Raw genomic sequence first — 26,896 nt, 5'->3', positions numbered from 1 at the left:
GTAATCGTACACATTATAATATTCTAGGCTATTTTTTTAGAATGTAACCTAACCGCTACTATTATAAATTATCTACAAAATTATACGATATAGAGATGTAATCTGACAATATATTATTATAATTTAAAGAATTTAATTAAAAAGGATAAGTATATAATAGCTATTTCCATACAGTTAGCTTATATCAATAGAAAAACCAACTCTAATTAGATGTTAATACTCTTATTTTTATGAGGAAAAAGAAGTAGTGTCCTTAAAGGTTTCTTTTAAATAATCTACTAATTTAAAATCTTCTTTTTTAACACCTAACTTATTTGTAATTCGATATCTTTTACTCTCTACAGATCTAACAGAAGTGTTTAAGAAAACACTAATCTCTTTCGTTTTAAAGCCCATAAATAGATAGTAACATATAATCACTTCAGAAGGGTTTAACTCTGGGTGTTTTATAGACATTTGATTAAAAAACTCTGCATTAAGGTTATTTATTAAATCTAAATGATCTTCGCCTTTTACTAAAAGAACAGAAGAACTATGATGAATATCTTTATGAAGGCTTTTTATTTTATTTCTTTGGTCATCTATATTTGTAATTGAAGAAATGCTTTTAATTTCCTTCTTTAAATCTACGATATAGTTTTCTAAGCCTTTAACTTTCAACTTTAATTTATCATGATTATTCTCAATTAGAGAATATTCTCTTCTCCGTTTAGAAAAATCTTTTAAAACTCTTTTTAGACTCTTATATTTTACAAAAACAAAAACAACACCTACTACTAAAAGAGTAACTAAAAATGCAATCCAATTTCTATTTAAAAAGTTTTTCTTGGTTTCTACTTCTAAAATTCTAGAATTTTCTAAAAAAGATTCATTAATATTAAAACTGGCGTCTATATTTTCACTTATTAAATTCTGATTATGATTTTTAAGGGAATCTATATAATTGTTTTTATTTTGTGTATCCTCTAATTCATCGTAATAAGCTATATAGTTTTTAAACTGATTTTCTTTATCAAAATTATTCATATAAGATCGCATACCATCCACCTTTTTTAAATAAATAGCAGCAGAATCTAACTGTTTTCTTCTCAAAAATAGATCAGAAAAACTTATGTTTAAGGTAACATCATGTATGTTATAAAGATATTTTGTAAGGGTAGTATCGTTCTCTAAAGTTTTAAACTCTGTATAATATTTTTTAATATTTGCATCATCATTTAAATCTACAAAATTAGTTATAAGCATAAATAAAGCATATAATTGATAATAAGAATCCTCTTTTATCGACTTATAATAATCTAACTTGGCAAGAATTAAATCGTTACTTTTTTTATAATTGTTATTATACAGTTCAGTATATGCTTTCATTTGCATTACATCTATCAAACCATATTTATCCTTAACAATTGTATAGAATTTTTCTGCTTTTTTAAGATAGTTTAGAGCTGTAGTATCTTTTTTTACGATATACAAATTATAGAACAACTCTATACTAGCTGTACCAGCTAACTTATAATTCTTCTCTAATTCTGCATATTTTAGTCCAAGAATATTATAATGATAAACTTCGGCACTCCTATTTAAGTAACTACTTAAAACTGCTTTAAGATGATAATAATCTGCAAGTTTACCTTTAATATTTTTTTCTAAAGGATTAGGAATAGAGTCTAAAAATTGCTCAGCTATTCTTGGGTAATTATCTATTCTATTACTCGCAGAATCTATATATTTTAAATAAATGTCCCCTGATTCCTGTGCATAAAAATTTATGCTTAGAAAAAAGATTATCAGCTTAAAAATGCTGTTATTATTATTTTTAATCAAAATAAGCGGAGACTTTAAAATTTGTTAGGATAATAAACAAAAATAGTAAAGTTTCATTAACAACCATAGCAATTAATAACTTTAACCTAAAAAGAAAGATAAGAAGTTCTATGGCAATATTTTATAAAAATGCTATAAAACCAACGTTAATTTTATTATTAATGTGCGTAGTTAGTGAGTAGTATAAAACAAGAACTATTCTTTTAAACTTATCCATATTTGTACTTTTAATTAATTCCCTATTTTAAAAACATGATTGATTCTTTAATGAGACAAAAATACTTTTAGAGAATAATTTGTGATCGCAAATAAACGTTTAACTTTTTACCCAATAGTTGATCTAAAAATAGTTGATTCGATATACATCTACCAAAAAGTAGAGCACATCAAAACTGAATTCATGAAGACATTATTTTAACAAGTACAGAAATGTATGATGTAAATAAATATTGATGAGTTAGGTAATACAAATTTCTAATAAAGCAGAATTAACTCTATCTAATAAAATTTTACCAGTAGTAAGTAATTTTACAATTATTGTAGCTGAAAGTAGTTGGGGGACTATGTTTGGCTAGTGTGTTCCTTTTGATCGAGGGAAACACATTAACAATTACTACTACTGGTTTTATCTAATTTAAGTGCTTTTAAATAAAATATAGTGCTATTGTTACAATTAACGATATAAAAAATATCCCAATTATTAATACTAACTAGCACAACACACTTCAAGAAAAAAAGGAACCCCCAACTTAAATACCCTCTAATTAAATAACAACTAAAGAGCATGATACCAAAGTGCGTAGCTTGTGCGTAGTTTTATTTATTGACCCTGAATGTTTTTAAATTAAAAAAATATGATATTTGTATTAACATACTTTTAACATTAAATAAAACATGAAAAATACATTACACATCGTTTATTTTACTTTATTTTTTATTGGTTGCTTTCAGGTAAAAGCACAAACAATAAATTATAAAAAAGAAGCTTTAAAAGAAAATAGTAATTTCTTTGAAATTGTAAATAAAACAAGAAAGCAGTTTATAGAAAAAAGTAAATACGCTAAAAAAGCCGAAACTCGATTAGAGAAAAAAGAAAAAAAACAATTTGAACGTTGGGTTTGGATTTGGAAAGATAGAGTAAATACAGACGGTACTTTTCCAAAAGATGCAGTTAATAAAGAAGATTATTTAGATCTCCGATCAAATAAACCAAGTATACAAGCTAAAAGTGCAACAGCTTCTACAACAAAGCCGTGGACACAAATTGGTCCAACAGCAATTGTAGAAAAAAATGGTAATTTCGATTACCCTGGTCCTGGTAGAGTTGATGTTGTAGCTGTAGACCCAAACGCTTTAGACCCTAATAATCCTATGATTATGTATGTAGGTACTCCTTCTGGTGGGTTATGGAAAACTACAGATGGTGGTGCTACTTGGTCTCCAAAAACGGATAATCTTGCTGGTATGGGGGTTACAGATATTTTAATAGATCCAAATAATACAAATATTCTCTATATGGCAACCGGAGATAGAGATAGCCAACATGTTAGTTCTATAGGTTTATTTAAGTCTACAGATGCAGGAGAAACTTGGCTACCAACCGGACTTACTTTTTCTTTATCTGAAAATGAATATATAAGAGATATAGCCTTTGCACCTGGTTCCACCTCCACAATATTTGCATTAACAAACTCTGAGATAAAAAAATCTACAGATAGTGGGGCAACTTGGACTAACATGACTGTTACAAGTAATGGTTCTACCCCTATTGCTTACGAAGCCAAATTCCAATCAATGGTTTTTGACCCAAATGATTCAAAAAAAATTGTAGTTTCAGATTATTGGGATGCAATTTATTATTCTAAAGATGGAGGAAATAACTTTAAAGTACATCCTGCTTTTCCAGGTGGTGATAGCTCAAAAATATTAAGACTCGCTGCTTCTCCTGGAGATACCGAATATTTTTATGGTATTAATCAAGACGGAGTTTTTAGAAAATATTATTTTGACTTTGATGATACTGCGGCAGATTTAAAAAAAGCTACTAACGTTACAGCTCTTATTAATGAAGAAGCTACCCCATTTGATTCTCAAAGTGGTTATATACAATGTATTGCCGTTTCTCCAACAGACCCAAATAATTTAATGGTGGGTGGTGTACAAGGATGGAAATCTACAGATAATGGAGATACTTTTACTCCTGTTTTAAATGCATATTCTAATCCTGTACCAACAGGTCAAATTCATGTACATGCAGATCATCACTTTTTATTATTTACAGATAATTCTCATATTATCAATGGAAATGATGCAGGACTTAGAATGGGGTCTTTTTCACCAACTTCAGATGCACAATTCCCTGATATTTCTAGCGGATTAATTATAACACAATCTTATAATATTGCAATTACTCATGGTTTAAATGGTGATGATTATATGATGGCAAACCAAGATAATGATGGTTTTTCTAAAGTTTTACAAGGCGGAGAACAAAAATGGGTTGCAGCTGTTGCAGGAGATGGAACAGGAACTGCTATTGATATAGCTGAACCTAATATTAGATATTTAGGGGGTACTAATGGCCAATTAAGTAGAACTGATGATGGCTATGCAAATGGTTACGCTTCAGCTATCAAAATTCTTAAGTCAGATGCAGCAAATGCGGCATTTATTTCTCCTATAGCTACGCATCCAACAGATGCCAACATCATTTATGTAGGTCATGGAGATGTAAAAAGAACTACAGATAAAGGAGGTAATGTTGATCTTGATTATAATGATGGAGCTTCGGATACTTTTACAGCACTTGGCTCAGGGTTAACAAAAACAGAATTTTTAGACGTTTCTCTTAATAATGCTGTTGTTAGAATATTTGCTATTGGAGAAATTGCAGAAGTTTCAACACTTAAAAGAAGTGTAGATGACGGAGCAACTTGGTCTACCATAGCAAACCCAAGTGGTGTTAAGATTAATAGCGTATATGCCGTACCCAATACAAATACAGTATATGCAACAGTAAAAAGTTACAGTGCAGGAAATAAAGTCTATAAAAGTATAAATAACGGAGATACTTGGACAAATATTAGTGGTGACCTACCTAATATCATCATGTTTAAAGTTATTTTAGATCCAAATAAAAATAATGAAACTATTTATTTAGCTACAGAAATAGGTGTTTATTTTACCGACAATTCTACTAACAACTGGTCTAAACTAGGTACCGATTTACCAAATGTAAGAATTAGTGATATTAAGATAAGTCCGAATAACGGAAACATTTATGTTGGTACATTTGGTAGAGGTATGTGGGTATATAATGACCAAAAATATTTTGATAATACAACTCCTGCAAACGTATATTGGTCAGACACTTCTAGTTGGGAAGGTAAAACTTTACCAACAACTGCAGATGATGTTTTTATAAAAACATCCGAAGAGGTAACTTTAGATTCTAATGGTGCCGTTGCAAAATCTTTAGAAATTGCAGACGGTGGTTATTTAAATATTGAAAAAAATGCTGACTTAACAGTTGAAAATGATGTTGATTCTCATTCTACAAATAGCGGTATATACATATATTCTGATACAGCTAATAGTGGTGTATTAATTGCAAAAGGAAATAGCACAGGTAAAGTAACCTATGTTAGAGGTGGTTTATTAGCTTCTAAATGGAGCCTTGTTACACCACCTGTTACAGGACAAAAAGTAAAAGATTTTGCTTTAGATGCAAATAATGATATTAGAAAGAATACAGATACTGGCACAGATCCAAACAGATATGCAATTGCTAAATATAATGATACAAATGCAACCAATGAAAAATGGGAATATTTTGATGTAAACATTGATGCATATGTAGAGTTCGAAAAAGGTATTGGATATTCTATGTCTAAAGGAACAGATGGTGAAGTTACTTTTACAGGTACTATACAAACAAGTTCTTTAAATATAGATGCCACGCATAACAAATGGGTTGCAGTTGGTAATCCTTTTACAGCATATTACCCAGCAAATAAAGAAGCTACAGGAAACTTTATTTTAGAAAACACAACAAAACTTGCAGTTGATGCGCCAGCAGTATATGTTTGGGAAAATAGCCAAGAAAAATATGTTGCTTTTACAAATGATGCTTCTGCAGATTTAAAAGTATTGGCTCCAGGGCAAGGATTCTTTATAAAAATGAAACCATCTGGAACTGATGAAATAGTTACTTTTAACAATGCTTATTTAGGTACTAAAACATCATTAACAGGTAATCATACTTTTAGTAAAATTACTAAAACAACACCTTTTGTAAAACTATATGTTGCAAAAGGAGCTATAAAAGTAAATACAGATATTATCTTTTCTGAAGATGCAACTACAGGCTTTGATGCTGGAAAAGATATTATCAATTTTAATTCATCTGCATTTGACTTAACAACTAAATTATTAGACAACTCTAGCGATAAAGATTATACAATTCAGTCTATACCTAATAACGATTACGAAAATCAAATAGTTCCTTTAAACCTTAAAGGAAAAGCGAATGAAGAAATTACTTTTTCTGCTTTAAATAGTAATTTACTAGAAGGATTAAAAATTTTCTTAGAAGATAAAGAGACTGGTAGTTCTTACGAGTTAAGCGATACAGAAAAATACACATTAACATTAACTAGTGATGCTAATGGTTTTGGGCGTTTTTATGTACACATCTCTTCACAAGCTCTAAGTGTAATTTCAGATGATGTATCAAAAATTCAGATTTTTAATCAGAATAACTTCTTACAAATAAAAGGAACAAACACTGGAACTTTAAAAATTGATTTATTTGATCTTAATGGTAAAACTATATTAAAAGAAAACCAATCTTCAGAAAAATATAGCCCTCTAGATTTAAATGGTCTTTCTAAAGGAGTTTACCTTGTAAAAGTTACTGCTGAAGGAAAATCAGTTTCTAAAAAAATAATTATAGACTAACCTCTTAATAACGAACACATGAATATTAAAGACAAAAAAAAAATAGATAGAAAAGAAGCTTTAAAAGAAATAGGTAAATATGGTAAATATGCTGCTTTAACAGCCTTAGGTACCTATATGATCTTAAGCCCTCAAAAAGCTCAAGCTTCATCAGCTCCAGAGAATCTTGGAAACGGATTTTAATAAATTTTTAAAAACTCGATACTATATTAGTATCGAGTTTTTTATTATTATAAATTCTACAAACAGTGTTATAAAATTATCAGTTTACAAACTATAGAATAATAAGATTACACGTACCTTTAGGCTATCAAAGAAATAATAGATTCATTTTACTGATAATTCTATTTTAGACTAAACTGCTGATGAAAACAAAACTTCTTATTTTTAAAACCGTTGCAACATATTTAAGTTTTACAAAAGCTGCTGAACAATTATTTATTTCTCAGCCTGCTATTTCTAAGTCTATTAGAAATTTAGAAGAATCTTATAAAACTACTTTATTTTTAAGAAAAAGAAACTCCATAGAATTAACAAATGAAGGGAAGGCGTTTTTAATTTACACCAATAAAATTTTAGAAATTTATGCAGAAATGGAAAATCAATTCTTGCATAAAAATGAAAATCATCCAGATTTAATCAACTTTGGTGTGAGTACCACTTTGGCAAATTATATTATGCCTAAAGTAATTGCAAAATTTAGAGTACAATTTCCTAATACTAAATTTGAAATAACTGCTGGAAACTCAGACGATATTGAAGAACTCATACTAAACCAAACATTAAACTTCGGAATTATAGAAGGTAAAAACACCAATCGTAAATTACAGTTTAGTAAGTTTATGAAAGATGAAATTGTGTTAGTTACAAATGCTAAAAACAACACTTTTAAGAAAGGAGTTATTAGTTTAGAAGTTTTACAAAAAATTCCGTTTATTATGCGTGAACTAGGTTCTGGTACTAAAGAAATAGTTGTAGAACATTTAAATAAATACCACATTAAAAAACTAAATACAGTGGTAACACTAAACAGTACAGAGGCAATTAAAAATTATCTTTTAAATTCTGATAATTTTGCCTTTATTTCTATTCATGCTATTTCTGAAGAACTCACAAATAACAAGCTTAAAATAATAGATGTAAAAGACTTTTCTATTGATAGATGGTTTTATTTTGTTTCTAGAACAGGGTATCAATCTAACCTAATGAGCTACTTTGAAAAATACACACTAAACAACTATAACTTTTAGTTATATTAAACAATAAATTAGTTTGCTTAATAGTTATTCTTAGTCCTTAGTTTTGTATCGATAAATAAATCTCGATATGAAAACGACATTCCCTAAAATTATCTTTTTCTTAATTATAATTTTTGCACTATTTAGTCCAATGAATAGTCCAACGGCTTTATTACTTGGTTTTGTATTTGCTATTATCTTTAAAAGCCCATTTAAATCTAAAAGCTATAAAGCAATTCATATCCTTTTAAAAGTAGCGGTAGTAGGTTTGGGTTTTGGAATGCTACTTAAAGAAACATTAGCAACAAGTAAACAAGCTTTTAGTCTTACCTTCTTCTCTATCTTTTTAACTGTAAGCTTGGGTTTAATACTTACCAAGTTATTAAAATTAGATAAAAAACTAGGGCATTTAGTTACCTCAGGAACTTCTATTTGTGGCGGAAGTGCCATTGCCGCTATTTCTCCAGTAATTAAAGCAAATAGCAAAACGATAAGTATTGCTTTAGGTCTTGTTTTTTTATTAAATTCTATAGCCTTGTTTGTTTTCCCTGCTATAGGACATTTTTTACATTTATCTCAAGAACAATTTGGATTGTGGTGTGCTATTGCTATACATGACACTAGTTCTGTTGTGGGTGCTGCCTTAAGTTATGGAGATGAAGCATTAAAAATTGCTACAACAGTAAAACTATCAAGAACACTTTGGATAATACCCTTGGCTATTTTATCTATGTTCATATTTAAAACAAAAGGAGAAAAAATTTCAATTCCTTATTTTATTTTACTTTTTGTGGTAGCTATTTTTATAAATAGTTATCATTTAATTCCTACAGCAATTACTTCTGAAATTGTTTTTTATTCTAAAAGAACCTTGGTAGTAACCTTGTTTCTTGTAGGAACTACAATCTCTATAAAAGACTTAAAATCAACAGGAATAAAACCTATTATACTTGCATTAAGCTTGTGGATATTTATCTCTATTTTTTCACTCATATACATTACACAATAAAGATAATAATTAAAAAAAACCTCTTCTTAATGATTAAGAAGAGGTTTTTAGGTTTCAATTAAAAATAGAAATGAATACTAACATTCACCCTATACTAAAACAAATTATTTAATTGTCTAACATATTTAAATCTGCTATTCCTGTTACCTCTGTAGAAAGTTCTCCTAACCACCCCATATTTGCTAAGATTCCTGTTTGAACTTTAATAAAGTCAATTCCTGTTAAGTTTACCGTATTTCCTTCGTTATCAACAGCGTCTGAAATATCTAATTTATCACCTCCTGGAGTATTATCAGCATATCCATATTCAAAAGCGTTACTTTTAATCCAGCTAGGGTTGCTCATGTCAATATTATTATCTGTCAAAAGAGTCCCTGTAATTGTATAAGAATCTTCTGTAATAAATTCTGGGTAAAATTTTGTTGATATAACACCACTTTCTCCTTCACTATCTGTCCAAGTTACAACTTCTGAAGCTTCATTAGGTCTAGAGTAAGTTACACTATAGTTTTTTATGGTTCCTTCTAAAGCATCTGCACTTCCTTTAATTTCATACCAAGTATCATCTGCAATTCCATTTGCATTTTCATCTTGCATTACCCAAACAACACCAGGTTCTGCAAAACCAGAAAATGCATTTCCATACATCATTATATCAGCTGCATCTTCTGTATTTATAACTGTATGATCAAAAGTATAAGAAACAGTACCTCCCCATGCTCCTAAAGTAACCATTCCTTTTTTGCCTTCAAGAGTTTTAGCTCCTTCTAAAGTACCAATTGAACTATTAATTCTTTGACCAGGTGCAGGTAAATAATCTAATAAAGTTGTTACATACAAATTACTTTCCTCTGTAATAGGACGGATTACTGCATTTACCACAATAGTATACTCATTTCTAAATACACCTGCATTATTAGATGATTTATACGTTACGGTATAAGTTCCAGTTTTTTCTGGAATAAAATCATAAGTAGCTGTAGAAGATGTAACGCTACCTTCTAAAGACCATTCTTCTGTGTATTCTGCATCATTCATTTTTGTTGCCGAAAAATTAATGGTTTCTCCCATTAATATTTCTATATCATTATTTTTTTCTGATAATTCAATTACAGGAGGAACACCAAAAAGGTCTATTTCTGAAGTACAAGACGATGCCATTATTACTAAAAAGCAAGAGGTTAAGAAAACTACACGTGGTTTTAAAAGTTGACTAAATTTGTTCATAATTTTAATTTAAAAAGTTGGTTATTGAATGATAATTATTAATTTTTAAATACTACTTTGTTAGGAATATCTCCTGTTTCTACAGACCACTTAAAAGCACCTTCAGATGAAAAACAATACAATGTTCCTGGAGTTACATAATCTTTAGCGTCGGTAATTAAAATGTCTTTAGTTTCTGGATTTATCGTAATGCCATAAGGAATCTTTATAAGCTCTTTATCTTCATCTGCAATAAAAGAATCAATAAGAATGGTTTCTGTTTTTGTATCTAACCTGTTATAAGAAATTGTATTTTCTCCTGTTAGATAACTAAATTCTGTGCTGTAGATATACATAATATCATTAAAAATAGTCATGTTACTTACGGCCAAATCAAACGTTTGTTTTACTTCATCTAACTCTGTATCAATTACAAAAAGTTTAGAAGGTGTTTGATAATAATCTCCTCTAGAAGAAACATAAATGTCCCCTTCACTATCAATTTGCATACGATGAAGATTGATGTCTACTTCTATACGTTTTGTTTCTTCAAAACTAGCAATATCAACTACAGAAACTGTAGATTCATACTCTGGCGGACTATACCCTCCTGAATTTGCCACGTAGATTTTATCGTTATGTATCACCAATTCTTCGGGTTGTCTACCTACATCCACAGAACGCGTAACGCTAAGACTTGTAGTATCAATTTCCATGATTTTTCCGTTTACAGCATTCGGATCTCCAATACTACCTAAGTAAGTTGTTAAATACGCTTTTCCGTTGTAAAACTTAATGTACCTGCAATTATCAACATTTATTTGCTTAATTTTTTTACGAGTATTTACATCTAAAACCTCTACTTTATTAGATGCATTTACAACCACATATAATTTAGAACCATAAATACCCATATCGTTACCAACGTCTCCCAAGCCACCAACTTCTTCTGGATTTGCTGTTCTAAAAACTTCTTTTTCGTAAATTCCGGTCTCAAAATCCATATAATCTAAAGCCGCTTTATTCATAGACATATTACCCTCATTCAGTAAATAAAACCCCTTTAATTCTACAATAGGTTCTGTGGGAACTTCTGGATTTACTGAGTCATCAAAATTCTCATTGCTGCTACATGCATTGAAAAAAAATACAACAGCTAAAGCTGATGCAATCTGTACACTTAATTTTCTTTTGTTCATAATAAAAAATTTAAAGTAAAACGATAGGATCTCCCTGGCATCGGGAAGTTTTTTACTACCGCATATTGTTGATTAAAGACATTGTTTACTGCTACTAAAACTTTTAATTTCTTTTGATTAAATAAAAGCATTTTCCCCAAACTTAAATCGTGTGTAAACCACGGATCTAAATAATTAGAACTGATGTTTGCCTTTTGGCTATATCTTTCTCCTGTATAAATAAAACTGTAATTAAATTCTATTTTTTTGTAATCTATCATAGCACTTATACTACCGCTATGCACTGGTATATAGGGAATTTGATCTCCGTAATTACTAGCGCCAGCAGTAACATCTATAGATTCTTGGTACGTATAACTTAGGTTGGTATTGTACTTAAATTTTTTACCTATACTTCCACTCGCTTTTACATTTGTTTCTATTCCGGTTGTTTCTACTTTACCTAAATTAAACATAGACCAACGGAATAAATTAGCTCCTGGTACCGCAACGATTTTGTTATCTATCCAAATTTTATACACATCAGCTTGTACATCAAATGCTGTTTTTTTAAAGTCAGTTTGATAAGAAAATCCAAGATTTACCTGAGTAGCATCTTCCGGATCTAAAAAAGTATTTCCGATAAATGTATAGTACAAATCATTAAAAGTGGGTTGTCTAAAAATTTCTTTATAAAAACTCCTTATTCTAAATTTATTAGAATTAAGAGGTTGCCAATTCATCATAATTGTAGGCGAATACTTTTGTAAATCTTCTGCAGCTTCATAATATAGTACCGTTTCATCTACTGTTGTACTTAATAAACTTGCTTGAATGTGAATTTTATCAAAATTAAAATCGGCAGCTAAAGCTGATAAAAGCGTGATTCTTTTAGGATATGAAAATCGATACAAATTTGCATCCATCGTGTTTTTTTGTAAATCTGTTGCCAAGGATAATTTCCAAAACGGTAAAACTTGAAACGTATTTACCATTGACAGATAATATTCTTCTTGTGTATATCGGTTATCTAACTCACCATCCACTTTTATAATTTCTGGATCTACATAACGAGAATAATTATGCGCATATTTACCTCTTAATACAAAAAAATAGAAGTCGTTTACATGGGTTGTAAATGCACCTTGCAGAAAATTATTTCGATCCCATAAACGTTGCGGACGCTTAAAACGATTGGCAACGATAGCTCCTGGCAATCCTCGTTCAGAATCATAATGATATAGTTTTACATTCCAATTATTCTTAATTCCGTTCGAGCCATGCAAAGACGCTTCTGCCCTAAAAGATTCAATATCTGCATTATTACGCGTTGCTATTGTATCATAACTTCCATTGGTGTATCTAAATTTATATTTACCGTTGGCATTGAGATATTCTGTACTAAGACGTGCACTTAAGTAGTCATTAATTTTGAAGTCTAAATTTACAGAAGGATTCACCAGTCCAAAAGAACCTGTTTTTAAACTGACATTGGTATTATTATTTTTCCCTTCTGAAAATTGAGGTGTTTTAGACTTTAGATAAATACTATTGGAAGAAGCATACGATTTTGCAGATTGATCTAAATCTGAACGCTGCCCTTGATATAAGGAAACAGCCTCCATGTTTTGTACAGAATATTTCCCTAAATCTATTTGTCCATTTTGTGCATTTCCTAATTGAACACCATCATAAAAAATACCGGTATGTTGCGAGCCCATTCCTCTTACATTTATGGTTTTTATACCACCAATTCCGCCATAATCTTTTAACTGAACTCCGCTAAAAAAACGAATTGCATCTGCAACACTAGAATTACTTAAACGACTTAAAGTTTTCCCGCTTAAAGTTTGAACAGTAACTGGTGAAAAGTGTTTTTTAAGCTTCTCTTTATTGGTTACTAAAAAGATTTCTTTAAGCTGAACTGCTTTTGTTGAATCAATTTTTTGGGCATGTAAAAAACTCGAATTACAGCACCCTATAATCAAAAATATGCACCAAAAAGAATGTAAAAAAGAATTCCTCATACTTAAATTTTGCGTACGAGGATAGAATAAGAGAAGTGCTACATATCTAAAATTTTAGATAGGCAGATTCCTAATTCTAGCTTCAATCCTCGAAAGCTTAATGAATTAATAAAAAAATGGCAGGTCTTCTGACTTACTCCTTCCACCCGGTCTTCCCATTCTTTCGAAAAGTGACTATTCGGATTTCAACTTTAGAGCTTACAGCTGCGGGACAGTTCTAGAATTAAACTAGATTCCCATTTTAATATCAAGTTTTTAAACTTGATAACCATTCTTAGTTAAAAAATAAAGTACAAATTTATCTACTTTTCAGGAATAAACAACACGCTTTTATTGTTTATTTCTAAACAACCTCACTATTCCTTAAAACCTAAAAAAAGCACAAATAATTTGAATAAAAAGCAGCAATAATACTACTTTATTGAAGTAAAAAAAATGACTAATTTGAAAGGTAGAAAATGTGCTTTAGAAAATAAAATACTTAAAAATAAACTATGATAAAGATCAATAGTTTTAAAATTAAAAAGCTTTATAAAGATTGTATAGAAAAAAAAACTTCAAATAAAATAACTTAATGACTGAAAACACTGTCCCCCAACAATATTAAAATACACAAAAATTATAATAAATGAAGTTGTAACAAATTTATTTATATAATGACATATTTCTAAATAGCATTATTTTTTAATAAACTAGAGTTAAAACAAAGACTTAAAAAAGCCTCACGGGTTTCCGTAAGGCTTGTAATGAGCACTCTTTCCTTTTCAATAGTTTCTTTTTCTAATTTCTATTCAAAGATATTCCAATAAAACATATAAATTTTACGGGTTCCAGCAATTAGCACCTTTTTATTTTAAAAAAAATTACATTAACCCAAAATCTTTAGCAATAGCAACCAAATGCGCAAGATTACTTGCATTAAAATGTTCCTTCAAAAATTTTAATCTTTTTTCTATAGCATTTACACTAGAGGTAAAACACCCTTTTTTTTTCAGGCTTTTACTTATTTCTTCTTGCAGTGATTCCGTAGAAAGTGATGCTATTAAAAAAACATCAAAATCGGTAATCTCTAGAACTTTCTTTGGATGAACCGTAGTATTTAATTCTGGCGAAATATAAAACTGATTTGTTGTAGAAACTGCATGCATAGCATTCATTAATTCTTTTAATCCGTTTCTATTCTTACAAACATAGCCATCTACCTTTATATTCTTATATAAATGCTGAATTTTATAAGGTTTATCTTCAACAGAAAAAATTATAATCTTTAAATCTGAAAACTCTTCTCCTGATTTTAATTCTTGCGGAGTTCCATCATTTTCAAATAAAGGGTTACTTATATATTCACTGTTCATCCATTAATTGAGTCAAACTACCTCTACGATGGATTCCCTACATGAAGAGACAGTGTTATTTTTACTCAATAAGAGCTTCAGCAAATTATAGTTGATATAAAAAAGTCAAAATCAACTGAAAAAGAAAAAGCCTCTCAAAAAATTACACCATTAATTTCATTATTAAAACAACACCAATTAAACCCAATCCCTTCTGGTTTTAATAAAAATAGTTGGGTTGCAAATTGCCCTTCTAGAGGAAATCATTTTATACAAATTGTAACCCATAACGAGCAATGGGGCTGTGGATATTGTAAACGTAAAGAGGGAAAAGAAGCATTCGGAAAATGGTTACAAGACCAAAAAAAAATGACTACCATGCTGAAAGAATTAGATAAAGGAAGTTTTCAAACTAAAAGTACTTTAAAATGGTGGTTGAATAGGTATTGAAGACTACCATTCTTATCAATGTAAAAAATTAAACATTACAGTAAGTTGCACTTTATAACACAAAAACAGTCTGCTTCACCACCTTATTAAAATAATGTTAAAATTATTTTGTTAGTTATTGTCAACTTGATCGACAGATGACTATATCAAAGAAATATTCGGATAAAATAGCAAAATTGTACGGATACAATTGATATTCAATATGTATTAAAGGAAAAAACCTTAAATTACTATCCTAACGAGGTAAGTTATAGAATTAAAAATTACGTAAAATAAATGCTATTAGATAAAAATAAAATATTTATAACAGGAATTCTTGGAATATTAGGAAGTGTTCTTGTTGGTATTGGAGAGTTTCTTCTTCATTTTAGTCCACATATTATTGGTAATGCAGACAACTATCAGTTTTTCCAATTTGTACCAAAAAATAGTTTGATAACAGGGCATTTTTTAGCTGTACTTGGTGTTCCTTTTTATTTTTTAGGCTATTATCATATTTATAAAATGCTAGAAAAAGGGAATAAAAAACTAGCTTCTATCGTTTTTGGATTAGGTATTTTAGCTTTTACAATTGGCGGTTTTTGGATTACTTCTAGAGCTTTTTTAGGAACAATTGTTCATCTTCAAAATGATATTGATACTAATATTTATCAAGAAATATTAGACAATTACACCTTAATTAGTGAATCTCTTGTTCAGATATTAAGAGTAATCATTCTTTTACTTTCTGTATTTTTTAGTATTACAATACTAAAAGGAGGAACCTATTATAAGAAATGGATGGCTATTTTTAACCCTATCGTTTTATTAATTTCTGTATTTACATTGTACTTTATTTCTCCACAAATAGGAAAATACATAGCACCAATAGCAATGAATGTTGTTCATTTTATTGTATTTAGTTTATCATTATATCAACTCAAAAAAATCAACCAATTATCAATATGAAAATAATAAAAAGAATTGCAGGGATTATATTAACACTAATAGTATTATTAGTAATTATTGTAGCTGTTAAATTTAGCACTGATAGAAATACCCCATACAACAATGCAATAGCAGACAATTTAATTCCTACATTCAAGGAAATTCCCATCGATTTTACACATCAATTTAACGGAACTGAATCTTTACCTGTTACCGCATCTGTATTAATTGATATTGATAATGATGGTGTTGATGAATTATTTTTAGGAGGAGGATACAATCAGCAAGATGAAATTTTTAGTTATAAGGAAGGGAAATTTATTTCTATATCAGAAAAAGTAGGACTTCCTAAGAAAGAAAATAAGACAACTTTAAGTGGAGCTTCCACCGATTTTGACAACAATGGTTTTACTGACTTAATTCTTTCTAGGGAAGATGGCATTGTAATTTATTATAATAACAACGGAAAATTTACACCAAAGAAGTTAGAATATGATTTGGCTGACAACGCAACACCATTAGGTTTAACTTTAGGTGATGTAAATAAAGATGGTTTTACCGATATTTTTGTTGCTAATTACATTAGAAAAAAACAAATGGTTGGGCAGAATAATTTTAGCAAAAATTATGGTCCTCAAAGTCTTTTACTAATCAATAATGGAGACAATACCTTTAAAAACACAACTATTGAAGCTGGTTTAGAATACATTCATAATACTTTTATGGGGATTTTGATTGATATTGATAACGATACTTGGCTGGATCTTGTGATTGCTTATGATACAGGCGAAATTAGAACTTACAAAAACAAAGGAGATGGAACTTTTGAAATGAAAGAAAACCCATCTACCAATAAATATGGATACCCAATGGGAATAGCTGTGGGAGATTATAATAATGATGGCTTAGTAGATTTTATGTTTTCAAATACAGGATCTACAGTTCCTAGTTTTGTTGCTAGTGGAAATATTGAAGACAAAAGTCTTTTTAATCCTAATTGGATATTTTTCGAAAACAAAGGAAATTTCGTGTTTGAAGATGTAGCCGAAAAAACGCAAACTAAAGATTTTGAATTTTCATGGGGAGCAGTATTTGCAGATATGAACAACGATGGCTTACAAGAACTAATTGTGGCAGAAAACTACATTGATTTTCCACCACATAAAATATTTAAATTACCAAGTAGATTTTTAACCCAAAAAGAAGACCACACTTTTGTTGCTACAGAAGAAAAAAGTGGTGTTGTAAACCCTAATTATGCAATTACTCCTTTGGTAAGTGACTTTAATAAAGATGGCTATTTAGACATGATTTGGGTAAACATAGGAACACCCGTTTTAGCATACATTAACGATGGAGGTGATAATAATTTTATTAAAGTAAAATTAGATGATAATGCTGAAAATTTAGGAGCAAAAGTTGAAGTAATAACATCAAGCAGTAAAAAAATAACCGAAGATTTTATAGTTGGAGAAGGGTTAACTAGTGATCAATCTGCCACTTTACATTTTGGTTTAGGAAAAGATGCTATAAAAAGTGTTAGTGTAAAATATATTAGCGGAAAAGAATATACCTTCCAAAACCCTAAAATAAATTCACTATTAACAATTCCTAAAATTTCAGAAACGGTTACAGTAACTGATTTAACTCAAGAGTAATGAAACTTAAAAAAGTATTACATATTATTTTAATACTGATTTTTGTTTTAAGTATTTTAGGTGCAAGTAGTTTAGTTTACAATGAATATATAAACGAATCTATTTGCCCTAAAATATTTAACATACCGGCTTGTTATATTATAATGGGTTGCTTTATAATACCTTTATTCGCACACCTTTTAAAATGGAATAAGTATATCTATTTTATAGGAACAGGACTTGCTTTTTCTATTGCTTTATACGGCACAACAACACAACTATTAGAAATTGCACAATGCCCAAAGACTTCTACAGGCATACCAATGTGTTTTATTTCATTATCCATTTTTACAAGTTTAATATTCATAAAAATAATGTTATTAAAAATTAAGAAACAGATTTAAACTGTATCTAATTTATTGCTAGTCTTAGCCTATTATCTAAGTTATTTCTATTCGATTTTTATTTGGTAATTTACCTACTAAACCAAGCAACAAAATATAGCGAAAAATCTACTTTTTCAGAAAATACTAAAGTGGAAATTTATGATATAAAAGGAGTATTAATTCACACTGAATACACTAACCCAAAATCTTTAGCAATAGCAGCCAAATGCGTTGGATTACTTGCATTAAAATGTTCCTTTAAAAGTTTTAATCTTTTTTACATAGCACTTATACTAGAGGGATAAAAAAGCTTTTTTTAGCCTTTTACTTATTTCTTCTTACAGAGATCCCATAGAAAGTGAAGCTATTAAAAAAACATCAAAATCGGTAATCTCTAGAACTTTCTTTGGAAGAACCGTAGTATTTAATTCTGGCGAAATATAAAACTGATTTGTAGTAAAAATTGCGTGCATAGCGTTCCTTAATTCTTTTCCATTCTTCCAAACATATCATCTATCTTTAGGTTCTTATACAAGTGCTGAATTTTATAAGATTTATCTTCAACAGAAAAAACTATAATCTTTAAATCTGAAAACTCTTCTCCTGATTTTAATTCCTCTATTAATTACATCTAAATCTTCTAGGATTAAAACTTTTTGAAACATTTTTTATCTTTTAAAATGAAAAGTTCCTTTTAAGTTCCTCACTAATTTAATATCAAATTAAATTTTTCATTTTATAGTTTTTATACGAGTTTCCTTAATTTTAAGGATTTTCTTAAAAAAAAGTTAACTATTATAATAAATATTGTAAACAATTGCTTTTTTCTACGACAAAATTTTTAGAATTTTTAAAATAACACCAATGAGATCTTTCCAATTTATTCTATTCCTTTCACTCATTTTTAATAGCTGTATTGAAGATGATATTATCGCAGATAATCAACCAGAAATATTAAGTTTTAACAACACCATTACAGAACTTGGTATAAAAAACACGCATCTATACAACACAAAATACACTAATAATATAGGAGAAATAACAACTCCTAAAATTAATTGGAACAGCAGCAATGCGGACATTATATCTGTTTCTAATACAGGCTTACTTAAAGCACTATCTATAGGAACATCTGTAATTAAAGCTTCTGTAACAACTGAAAGTGGAAGTATTATTACAAACGAAAACAATATAGAAGTTATAGCTGTTGATAAAAAACTAACAATAGATAATGTTATTGAAGATATAATCATCTCTAAAACACACCAATACACTACAACTTTTACAAATGAACTGGGAGAGATAGACAATTTAAAAGTATCTTGGAATAGCTCTAACTCCTCTATTATTACGGTTTCTAGCGAAGGCTTAATTACAGCTATTAGTGAAGGTTTAGCAACCATTACAGCAAGTACCACAACAGCAGACGGAAATATAATTAACACGGAAGATACAGTAACGGTAGTAACTATTGATGAACGTATAAGTATTAACAACCCAATAGAAGACTTAAACATTAACAATACCCACCAATATACCACAACATACACAAACAGTAGTGGAGAAACAGAGAACACTGCTATTACTTGGCAAAGTTCTAACACAAACGTATTAACAGTTTCTAATACGGGCTTAATAACCGCAATTGCACCGGGAGAAGCTGTAGTTACAGCAACAGTAAACTCTTCTAATAACACGCTAACAACCCAAGATACAGTAATTGTTATTGGCAACACCACTCAAGAAAAAACAGGAACTTTAAAAACATCAAGCAGTTATGAACTTAGAGGTGATTTTACTTTAAAAGAAATACCAAACACAAATGATTTAGAGTTAACAATTGACGAAAACTACAAAGCATCAGACAGACTACCTGGTTTATACTTATACTTTACAAATAATATAAATACAGTAGCAAATGCTAAAGAAATACAAAAAGTTACTGTGTTTGAAGGAGCCCACACATATATTATAAAAAACACAGGTATTAATGATTTTACACATTTATTATATTGGTGTAAACCATTTGGTGTAGACGTAGGAAATGGAGAAACTAAATAAAAGAAACATGAAAAAACATATAATTACATTCGTTTTAATAGTATTAGCAAGTAACATTAGTTTTGCACAATGGACTAAAGAAAAAGGAAAAGGGTATTACAAACTTGCAGGTTGGCAATTACAGTATGATGAGCATTATACAGATACTGGAGCAAAAGACCCTAATAGAACTAGAACTTTGTTTAACACTAGTATCTATGCCGAATATGGGCTAAGTAATAAATTTGATGTTATTGCATACGTACCATTCTTTGCTAGCTCTTCTCAAAATAATCAAATTTCAGGCACTACAGGAGGAACTATTAGCCAAGGAGAAACAGTAAATTCTTTTGGAGATGTAGATTTAGGTTTTAGGTATGGTTTATACAAAAGGGGAAATTGGGCTGCAGATATAAAACTTACATTAGGATTACCAACAGGTGATAATAATGGTGGTAGCGATGGTAGTTTTCAAAACGGAGATGGAGAATTTAATCAAATTCTATCATCATCTCTAGGTTACTCCACATCTTATAAAGACAAACCTGTTTATTTAAAATCTTATTTAGGTTACAACAATAGAAGTGAAGGTTTTTCTGATGAATTTAGAACTGGCTTAGAAACAGGAATCAACTTAATAAACAATAAGCTTTGGTTAATTACAAGGTTAAATGTTGTAAAATCTTTAAAAAATGGATCATTAAATGCTACCAATAGTAATGGAAGTATTTTTGCAAACGATATTGAATACAGTAGTTTTGGTTTTGAAACGGCTTACTATATTACTAAGAAACTAGGTGTTTCACTAGGCTTCGACTCTGCTTTTTCTGGTAAAATAATAGCAGCAAGCCCTTCTTTTTCTGGAGGAATATTCTTAGATATAAAATAATTCTACATCATATAAAGTTAGTGCATAAAAAAGAGGAGTCAGAAATGATTCCTCTTTTTTTGTTGAGTGTTTCTCATGAAAGAATAAAAAGCCCTTAGAAGATAAATTATACACCTTAAACTTACAGATCTCTCCTAACACTAAAGTTAAAAACCAACTTTAAGCTAGATCAAAATAATTATTTAAATTTAGAACAAAAAAAAGCTCTGAATTTTCATTCAGAGCTTTTAAATTTTATATGCTTTTAAAACCTTACAATGCAGCAACCTGCTTTGTTAATTTAGATTTTAAATTAGCAGCTTTATTTTTATGGATAATGTTATTCTTAGCTAACTTATCTAACATAGAAATAACTTTACCTAATTTTGTTTCTGCATCTGTTTTATCTTCTGCAGCACGTAAATCTCTTACAGCATTACGTGTAGTTTTATGCTGATATTTGTTACGTAACCTTTTAGCTTCGTTACTTCTAATTCTCTTTAATGCTGACTGATGATTTGCCATAATACTTAATTTATTAGTTTTTTATATTAAAACTTGTAGTCCGTACGGGAATCGAACCCGTGTTACATGGATGAAAACCATGCGTCCTAACCCCTAGACGAACGGACCATAACAATTAACAATGCATTAATTGCGGCTGCAAATATACAATGTTTTTTAATTCCTGCAAGTAAATTTTATAAAATATACATTTTTTTTATAAAATAACTGATCAACATCGAACTAACACAAATCAAATACGAAATAACACCCTTATTATCAATTAACTAAATTACATTTCTGCTTTTTTAGAAAATAAGAAAATTATGAATTTTAAATAAATATCATACGAGTAGTAGATATTAAAGAAAACCTACACAGCATTTTCCGAAAAAATTAGATAGATAAGTTTTAAAACTTAAAATAAGGGCAAAAAAAAACTCTGAATAATAATATTCAGAGTTTTAAATGTTTTTAGGCGTAAATCTTACAATGCAGCTACGTGCTTTGTTAATTTAGATTTTAAGTTAGCCGCTTTATTTTTATGGATAATATTAGTTTTCGCTAATTTATCTAACATAGAAATAACTTTGACTAATTTCTCTTCAGCATCTTTTTTATCTTCTACAACACGTAAATCTCTTACAGCATTACGAGTAGTTTTATGCTGATATTTATTACGTAACCTTTTAGCTTCGTTACTTCTAATTCTCTTTAATGCTGACTTGTGATTTGCCATAATACTTTAATTTGTTTTTTTTAATAAAACATTGTAGTCCGTACGGGAATCGAACCCGTGTTACATGGATGAAAACCATGCGTCCTAACCCCTAGACGAACGGACCAGAACAATTAAGTATATCCTAATTGCGGCTGCAAATATACAATGTTTTTTAATTCTCACAATAGTTTTAGAAAAAAAAATGATTTTTTTTCTAAATTAATATGCTTTTGCAAAAAGAACTCGTTTAGAAGACGGTTTTCCTGTTAAAACACAAACACCAGCCTCTTCCTTAGCATCATTAGGTATACATCTAATTGTAGCCTTGGTATATTCTTTTATTCTATCTTCTGTTTCCTCTGTACCATCCCAATGAGCAGATACAAAACCACCAGTATTTTTAATCGCTTTTTTAAACTCTTTAAAATCGTCTACTACAGTTGTATGTTCTTTTCTAAAGTCGATTGCCTTATTAAACAAGTTCTCTTGTATCTCTTCTAAAAGGTTCTCAATAAAAGAAACAGCATCATCTTGTGCTACGATTTGTTTTTCTAAAGTATCTCTTCTAGCAATCTCTAAAGTACCATTTTCTAAATCTCTATTTCCTATTGCAATTCTTACAGGCACTCCTTTTAATTCGTATTCAGCAAACTTAGCTCCTGGTCTATATGTATCTCTAGTATCAAACTTTACAGAAATTCCTTTTGAACGTAATTCTTTTACAATTACATTCATTTTTTCGGAAATAGCCTCTAATTGATCATCTCCTTTGTAAATTGGAACAATTACAACTTGAATAGGCGCTAATTTAGGAGGTAATACCAAACCTAAATCATCGGAATGTGTCATAATCAACCCACCAATTAAACGTGTAGAAACTCCCCAAGAAGTAGCCCAAACATGTTCTTGTTTTCCTTCTTTAGAAGTAAACTTCACATCAAATGCCTTTGCAAAATTCTGACCTAAGAAATGACTTGTTCCTGCTTGTAAAGCTTTTCCGTCTTGCATTAAAGCCTCAATAGTATAGGTATCTACTGCTCCAGCAAAACGTTCGCTATCAGATTTTACACCTTTTACCACTGGCATAGCCATAAAGTTTTCTGCAAACTCAGCATAAACATCTTGCATCTGCTTAGATTCTGTTATAGCTTCTGCTTCTGTTGCATGAGCAGTATGCCCTTCTTGCCATAAAAATTCTGCTGTACGTAAAAACAAACGTGTACGCATTTCCCAACGAACTACATTTGCCCATTGATTTATAAGTAAAGGTAAATCTCTATAAGATTCAATCCACCCTTTATAAGTATTCCATATAATTGCTTCAGAAGTTGGTCTTACCACTAATTCTTCTTCTAATTTAGCTTCTGGGTCTACTCTTAATTTACCTGGATTTTCAGGATCGTTTTGTAAACGATAATGTGTAACAACAGCACACTCTTTAGCAAAACCTTCTGCATTTTTTTCTTCTGCTTCAAATAGACTTTTAGGCACAAGTAAAGGAAAATAAGCATTTTCATGCCCAGTTTCTTTAAACATTCTATCTAGTTCTGCTTGCATTTTTTCCCAGATGGCATAACCATAAGGTTTAATAACCATACAACCTCTAACGGCAGAGTTTTCAGCTAAATCCGCTTTCACTACTAACTCGTTATACCACTTAGAATAATCGTCGGCTCTTTTTGTTAAATGTTTACTCATAATCAAAAGTTTGGCACAAATATTGTAACCTTTATTGTGTAAATGTTTGTTAAAAATTAGTTATAATATACGAAAACAACACAAAACTACTATAAATTAAAGAGTTTTAACTACATTTAATTAATAAAATAAGTATTCATCTAAATATATTCATTATGAAACTAAAATATACAAATCTTAACCTAAGCCAACTATTAACTATACTAACAACTAGTTTAGTATTGGTTTCTTGCGGTACTTACCAAAGTGCGTATAATAATGATGGTATTTATGGTAGCGATACAGCAAATAATGAAAATAGAAATGTAATCTATGTTGACCAAGATGAATATGATGATTACAATGATAATTATTTTTTAAACAAATTAAATAGTTTAGAAAATGTAGATAATAACGATGTTTTTACTGATGTTGACAACTACAATTCTGCAGATACCATTTATATTGATGAAGCCGATATAGATGAAACATTAAACTATAAATCTAACCAACCTTGGGGGCAAAACAGCAACAACGATGTAGCTGTAAATATAAATGTAATTGAAAGTCCATATTGGAATAATTATTACGGTTATAATTACTACGATACTTGGGGTTATAGAAACTGGAATTATAGAGGATATGCTTGGAATCATAATCCTTATTGGCATCCTTACCATAATTATTATGCTTGGAATATAGGTTTTTATTCTCCTTATTATTACCAACCTTATCATTATGGTTATACTAACAGATACAGAAATTACAATAATAGGTACACTAATAATACCTACAGAAACAATACTTACAGAAGAAGAACAACTAACAATAGTACATATAGAAGAAGTAGTACCATTAATTCTAGAAACAGAAATACAACAAGTAGAAGAAGTAGTACCGTAAATAGACGACCTACAAACACTACAAGCAGAAGAACTAGTACAACAACAAAAAGAAGCACAACTCCTACAAGAAGTACTAGAAGTAGTACTTCTACACGAAGCAGCGGAACAAGAAGTAGTAGCACAAGAAGCAGCGGGACTAGAAGTCGATCTACAACAACAACAACAAGAAGAAATAATAGCGCAAGCGTAAATAACAATACAAATAATAGAAACAATAGGCAAGTTGTAGTTGTAAGAAGAGCATCATCACCTTCTACTACTAGAAGTTCTAATTCAACAACAAATAGAAATACTAGCAGAGCTGCAACAACTAGAAGCTCAAATTCTACAAGAAATACATCAACTAGAAGTAGAACCAATACTTCTAGTAGAAGTAACAATACATATACACCATCTACAAGAAGTTCGTCTTCAACTAGATCATCATCTACAAGAAGTACTCCATCTAGATCTTCATCAACAAGAAGCACACCAACTAGAAGTTCTTCTACCAGAAGTAGTAGCTCTAGTAGATCTTCTTCATCCTCATCTAGAAGAAGAGGATAAGAAAAGTTTTACAATCTTTAAAAGGTAACAAACAAATACTAGTATGAAAAAAATTATAACGATAGCTATCTTATTCGCAGCAACAGTTACGTCTTATTCTCAATCTTTAAGATACCAAGATTTGGGAGTTTTATTTTCTAAGAATGATGATAATGGCTCTGCCCGATTTACAGCAATGAGCGGCGCTTTTGGCGCATTAGGAGGAGATGTTTCTGCAATGAGTGTTAACCCTGCCGGTATTTCTGTATTTACAAATAGCTATTTTACAGGAACTATAAATTCTAGAAATACAGATATTTCTGCAAAATTTGGAGACGCTAACTTTAACGATAGAAGAAAGACAACAACTGATAATAAATATTTCAACCTTTCTCACGCCGGTGCTGTATTAGTTTTTGACAGTGCTTACAAATCTGACTGGAATAAATTTGCAATTGGTTTTAACTATAGAATTACTAACGATTTTGAAGACAGTTTTTCTGCACAAGGAAATGAAGCTGTTACTAGATTTGACACAAACCCTCGTAATCCAGGTACCATATACAATTTCACAGATGGTCAACTTTACGACACAAATTACAACGGAGAAACAACAGAGTTAAACATCGCTTTCTCATCAGTTCATCGAAACAAACTACATGTAGGTTTAGGACTTAATTTTTATGATTTAAACTTCACACAACAATCTGTTTTAACAGAGTTAAATAGTGATGAAGACGGCAATATCCTTGACGTAGAATTATATCAAGAAAACCTTACAACAGGAACAGGTTTCTCTGCAAACGCAGGATTTATTTATAAAGCCAATCAAAACTTCAGATTTGGTTTAGCTTACCAAACACCAACTTGGTATACCGAAATCTTACAAGACACAAATTACAACCAAGACAGTAATATTGATATTGGAGAAACAGCTTTTTTCCTGGATGAAGTTTACTCCTTTTCTGAGAACAATCCTCGTCAATTTATATCTTATAAATTAAAAACACCGAGTAAAATAACCGCAAGTGCCGCTTTTATTTTTGGGAAAGATGGTTTAATTAGTTTAGACTACATCAACAAAAATTATAAAAACATAAAATTATCCAACGGTGATTTTAATGTTGAAAATGAGTTTTTTGAAAACGACTTAAGAAACACACATTCTCTTAATATTGGTACAGAATGGCGTATGGATAGATTTAGTTTAAGAGGTGGTTATAAATTTGAGCAAGATCCTAGCAAATCATCTATAGCCTCAGATAATTTAAAAGGATATTCTTTAGGTGCAGGTTACAACTTTGGGAATATGAAATTAGACTTTTCTTTTAGCGATAATAATAGAACTGGTGTTTATAATTTATACTCAAACCTTAATACTGCAGTAAATCCATCAGAATTAAAAATAGACAATAAAACGATTACAGCATCGATTAGTTTTAATTTGTAAACGATAACAACATCTTATAAAAAATCCGCTT

At 29.8% G+C, this 26,896-nt stretch carries 20 protein-coding genes, 2 tRNA genes and 1 riboswitch; of the genes, 10 read left to right on the top strand and 12 right to left on the bottom strand.

Features of this window, described 5'->3' with window-relative positions; all coding sequences use genetic code 11:
- Positions 1 to 228: 228 nt before the first annotated feature.
- Positions 229 to 1,824, bottom strand: coding sequence for a hypothetical protein (locus H0I28_RS16460; RefSeq protein ID WP_218759809.1), 1,596 nt, complete (start codon positions 1,822 to 1,824; stop codon positions 229 to 231).
- 894 nt (positions 1,825 to 2,718) lie between these two features.
- Here H0I28_RS16460 and H0I28_RS16455 point away from each other — a divergent pair.
- From H0I28_RS16455 to H0I28_RS16440, 4 genes are all read left to right on the top strand, one after another.
- Positions 2,719 to 6,783: a T9SS type A sorting domain-containing protein gene (locus H0I28_RS16455; RefSeq protein WP_218759807.1), complete on the top strand. Its 4,065-nt coding sequence runs from the start codon at positions 2,719 to 2,721 to the stop codon at positions 6,781 to 6,783.
- A gap of 18 nt (positions 6,784 to 6,801) precedes the next feature.
- On the top strand, positions 6,802 to 6,966 hold the full coding sequence (locus tag H0I28_RS16450; RefSeq protein WP_218759805.1) for a hypothetical protein: 165 nt from the start codon (positions 6,802 to 6,804) through the stop codon (positions 6,964 to 6,966).
- Positions 6,967 to 7,148: 182 nt separating this feature from the next.
- On the top strand, positions 7,149 to 8,033 hold the full coding sequence (locus H0I28_RS16445) for a LysR family transcriptional regulator (protein ID WP_218732482.1): 885 nt from the start codon (positions 7,149 to 7,151) through the stop codon (positions 8,031 to 8,033).
- A gap of 76 nt (positions 8,034 to 8,109) precedes the next feature.
- A complete protein-coding gene (locus H0I28_RS16440) occupies positions 8,110 to 9,030 on the top strand; it encodes a YeiH family protein (RefSeq protein WP_218752054.1) in 921 nt (306 codons plus the stop codon).
- 108 nt (positions 9,031 to 9,138) lie between these two features.
- Here H0I28_RS16440 and H0I28_RS16435 read toward each other — a convergent pair whose 3' ends face one another.
- The 4 genes from H0I28_RS16435 to H0I28_RS16420 all read right to left on the bottom strand — a co-directional run bounded on the left by H0I28_RS16435 (position 9,139) and on the right by H0I28_RS16420 (position 14,796).
- A complete protein-coding gene (locus tag H0I28_RS16435) occupies positions 9,139 to 10,257 on the bottom strand; it encodes a PKD-like domain-containing protein (protein WP_218759803.1) in 1,119 nt (372 codons plus the stop codon).
- Between the two features lie 38 nt (positions 10,258 to 10,295).
- Positions 10,296 to 11,435 carry a YncE family protein gene (locus H0I28_RS16430; RefSeq protein WP_254712803.1) on the bottom strand — a complete coding sequence of 380 codons (1,140 nt, stop codon included), beginning with the start codon at positions 11,433 to 11,435 and terminating at the stop codon, positions 10,296 to 10,298.
- On the bottom strand, positions 11,432 to 13,441 hold the full coding sequence (locus tag H0I28_RS16425) for a TonB-dependent receptor (protein WP_218759801.1): 2,010 nt from the start codon (positions 13,439 to 13,441) through the stop codon (positions 11,432 to 11,434). Before H0I28_RS16425 ends, H0I28_RS16430 begins: the two co-directional genes overlap by 4 nt.
- Before the next feature lie 100 nt (positions 13,442 to 13,541).
- A riboswitch (cobalamin riboswitch) is annotated at positions 13,542 to 13,729 on the bottom strand.
- A 575-nt stretch (positions 13,730 to 14,304) separates the two neighbouring features.
- Positions 14,305 to 14,796 (bottom strand): response regulator, encoded by a 492-nt coding sequence (locus H0I28_RS16420; protein WP_218759800.1) that lies wholly within the window; start codon positions 14,794 to 14,796, stop codon positions 14,305 to 14,307.
- A gap of 705 nt (positions 14,797 to 15,501) precedes the next feature.
- Between H0I28_RS16420 and H0I28_RS16415 the strand changes: the two genes are divergently transcribed.
- Both H0I28_RS16415 and H0I28_RS16410 read left to right on the top strand, forming a co-directional pair.
- Positions 15,502 to 16,173 carry a DUF6796 family protein gene (locus H0I28_RS16415; protein WP_218759799.1) on the top strand — a complete coding sequence of 224 codons (672 nt, stop codon included), beginning with the start codon at positions 15,502 to 15,504 and terminating at the stop codon, positions 16,171 to 16,173.
- Entirely contained in the window at positions 16,170 to 17,810 is a 1,641-nt protein-coding gene (locus H0I28_RS16410) for a CRTAC1 family protein (protein ID WP_218759798.1), read from the top strand. Before H0I28_RS16415 ends, H0I28_RS16410 begins: the two co-directional genes overlap by 4 nt.
- Positions 17,811 to 18,009: 199 nt before the next feature.
- On the opposite strand, the gene H0I28_RS16405 is transcribed toward H0I28_RS16410, so the two are convergent.
- Complete coding sequence (locus tag H0I28_RS16405; RefSeq protein WP_218732475.1) at positions 18,010 to 18,156, bottom strand: hypothetical protein; 147 nt, start codon at positions 18,154 to 18,156, stop codon at positions 18,010 to 18,012.
- A gap of 357 nt (positions 18,157 to 18,513) precedes the next feature.
- Complete coding sequence (locus H0I28_RS17690) at positions 18,514 to 18,648, bottom strand: hypothetical protein (protein WP_302850261.1); 135 nt, start codon at positions 18,646 to 18,648, stop codon at positions 18,514 to 18,516.
- 391 nt (positions 18,649 to 19,039) lie between these two features.
- On the opposite strand from H0I28_RS17690, the gene H0I28_RS16400 reads away from it, so the two are divergent.
- Complete coding sequence (locus tag H0I28_RS16400; RefSeq protein ID WP_218759797.1) at positions 19,040 to 20,236, top strand: Ig-like domain-containing protein; 1,197 nt, start codon at positions 19,040 to 19,042, stop codon at positions 20,234 to 20,236.
- Positions 20,237 to 20,243: 7 nt separating this feature from the next.
- A complete protein-coding gene (locus H0I28_RS16395) occupies positions 20,244 to 21,104 on the top strand; it encodes a hypothetical protein (protein WP_218759796.1) in 861 nt (286 codons plus the stop codon).
- A 252-nt stretch (positions 21,105 to 21,356) separates the two neighbouring features.
- Here the strand turns inward: H0I28_RS16395 and rpsT (H0I28_RS16390) are convergent, their stop codons facing one another.
- From rpsT (H0I28_RS16390) to proS, 5 genes are all read right to left on the bottom strand, one after another.
- Complete coding sequence (gene rpsT / locus H0I28_RS16390) at positions 21,357 to 21,608, bottom strand: 30S ribosomal protein S20 (protein ID WP_068449447.1); 252 nt, start codon at positions 21,606 to 21,608, stop codon at positions 21,357 to 21,359.
- Between the two features lie 36 nt (positions 21,609 to 21,644).
- Positions 21,645 to 21,716 (bottom strand) — tRNA-Glu (locus tag H0I28_RS16385).
- A gap of 358 nt (positions 21,717 to 22,074) precedes the next feature.
- The gene (rpsT, locus tag H0I28_RS16380) at positions 22,075 to 22,326 is read right to left on the bottom strand and encodes a 30S ribosomal protein S20 (protein WP_165733745.1); all 252 of its coding nucleotides are present in this window, start codon (positions 22,324 to 22,326) and stop codon (positions 22,075 to 22,077) included.
- A 34-nt stretch (positions 22,327 to 22,360) separates the two neighbouring features.
- A tRNA-Glu gene (locus tag H0I28_RS16375) sits at positions 22,361 to 22,432 on the bottom strand.
- Between the two features lie 95 nt (positions 22,433 to 22,527).
- Complete coding sequence (gene proS / locus H0I28_RS16370; RefSeq protein WP_165733746.1) at positions 22,528 to 24,006, bottom strand: proline--tRNA ligase; 1,479 nt, start codon at positions 24,004 to 24,006, stop codon at positions 22,528 to 22,530.
- A gap of 155 nt (positions 24,007 to 24,161) precedes the next feature.
- Between proS and H0I28_RS16365 the strand changes: the two genes are divergently transcribed.
- Together H0I28_RS16365 and H0I28_RS16360 are read left to right on the top strand one after the other, a co-directional pair.
- Positions 24,162 to 25,436 (top strand): hypothetical protein, encoded by a 1,275-nt coding sequence (locus tag H0I28_RS16365; RefSeq protein WP_218759795.1) that lies wholly within the window; start codon positions 24,162 to 24,164, stop codon positions 25,434 to 25,436.
- A gap of 43 nt (positions 25,437 to 25,479) precedes the next feature.
- Positions 25,480 to 26,865: an OmpP1/FadL family transporter gene (locus tag H0I28_RS16360; protein WP_218759794.1), complete on the top strand. Its 1,386-nt coding sequence runs from the start codon at positions 25,480 to 25,482 to the stop codon at positions 26,863 to 26,865.
- Positions 26,866 to 26,896 lie beyond the last annotated feature (31 nt).

Source organism: Polaribacter sp. AHE13PA (assembly GCF_019278505.1).
GTDB lineage: Bacteria > Bacteroidota > Bacteroidia > Flavobacteriales > Flavobacteriaceae > Polaribacter.
This window is presented reverse-complemented; position numbering and strand designations above follow the sequence as displayed.

Bases quoted from the DNA above. Each gene is read 5' to 3' on its own strand.
- H0I28_RS16455 (WP_218759807.1), top strand. From the start codon at position 2,719: ATGAAAAATACATTACACATCGTTTATTTTACTTTATTTTTTATTGGT.
- H0I28_RS16450 (WP_218759805.1), top strand. From the start codon at position 6,802: ATGAATATTAAAGACAAAAAAAAAATAGATAGAAAAGAAGCTTTAAAA.
- H0I28_RS16445 (WP_218732482.1), top strand. From the start codon at position 7,149: ATGAAAACAAAACTTCTTATTTTTAAAACCGTTGCAACATATTTAAGT.
- H0I28_RS16440 (WP_218752054.1), top strand. From the start codon at position 8,110: ATGAAAACGACATTCCCTAAAATTATCTTTTTCTTAATTATAATTTTT.
- H0I28_RS16435 (WP_218759803.1), bottom strand. From the start codon at position 10,257: ATGAACAAATTTAGTCAACTTTTAAAACCACGTGTAGTTTTCTTAACC.
- H0I28_RS16430 (WP_254712803.1), bottom strand. From the start codon at position 11,435: ATGAACAAAAGAAAATTAAGTGTACAGATTGCATCAGCTTTAGCTGTT.
- H0I28_RS16425 (WP_218759801.1), bottom strand. From the start codon at position 13,441: ATGAGGAATTCTTTTTTACATTCTTTTTGGTGCATATTTTTGATTATA.
- H0I28_RS16420 (WP_218759800.1), bottom strand. From the start codon at position 14,796: ATGAACAGTGAATATATAAGTAACCCTTTATTTGAAAATGATGGAACT.
- H0I28_RS16415 (WP_218759799.1), top strand. From the start codon at position 15,502: ATGCTATTAGATAAAAATAAAATATTTATAACAGGAATTCTTGGAATA.
- H0I28_RS16410 (WP_218759798.1), top strand. From the start codon at position 16,170: ATGAAAATAATAAAAAGAATTGCAGGGATTATATTAACACTAATAGTA.
- H0I28_RS16405 (WP_218732475.1), bottom strand. From the start codon at position 18,156: ATGAATATTAAACTTGTAAAAATGGATAATGAAATAAAACACATTGGT.
- H0I28_RS17690 (WP_302850261.1), bottom strand. From the start codon at position 18,648: ATGCACGCAATTTTTACTACAAATCAGTTTTATATTTCGCCAGAATTA.
- H0I28_RS16400 (WP_218759797.1), top strand. From the start codon at position 19,040: ATGAGATCTTTCCAATTTATTCTATTCCTTTCACTCATTTTTAATAGC.
- H0I28_RS16395 (WP_218759796.1), top strand. From the start codon at position 20,244: ATGAAAAAACATATAATTACATTCGTTTTAATAGTATTAGCAAGTAAC.
- rpsT (WP_068449447.1), bottom strand. From the start codon at position 21,608: ATGGCAAATCATCAGTCAGCATTAAAGAGAATTAGAAGTAACGAAGCT.
- rpsT (WP_165733745.1), bottom strand. From the start codon at position 22,326: ATGGCAAATCACAAGTCAGCATTAAAGAGAATTAGAAGTAACGAAGCT.
- proS (WP_165733746.1), bottom strand. From the start codon at position 24,006: ATGAGTAAACATTTAACAAAAAGAGCCGACGATTATTCTAAGTGGTAT.
- H0I28_RS16365 (WP_218759795.1), top strand. From the start codon at position 24,162: ATGAAACTAAAATATACAAATCTTAACCTAAGCCAACTATTAACTATA.
- H0I28_RS16360 (WP_218759794.1), top strand. From the start codon at position 25,480: ATGAAAAAAATTATAACGATAGCTATCTTATTCGCAGCAACAGTTACG.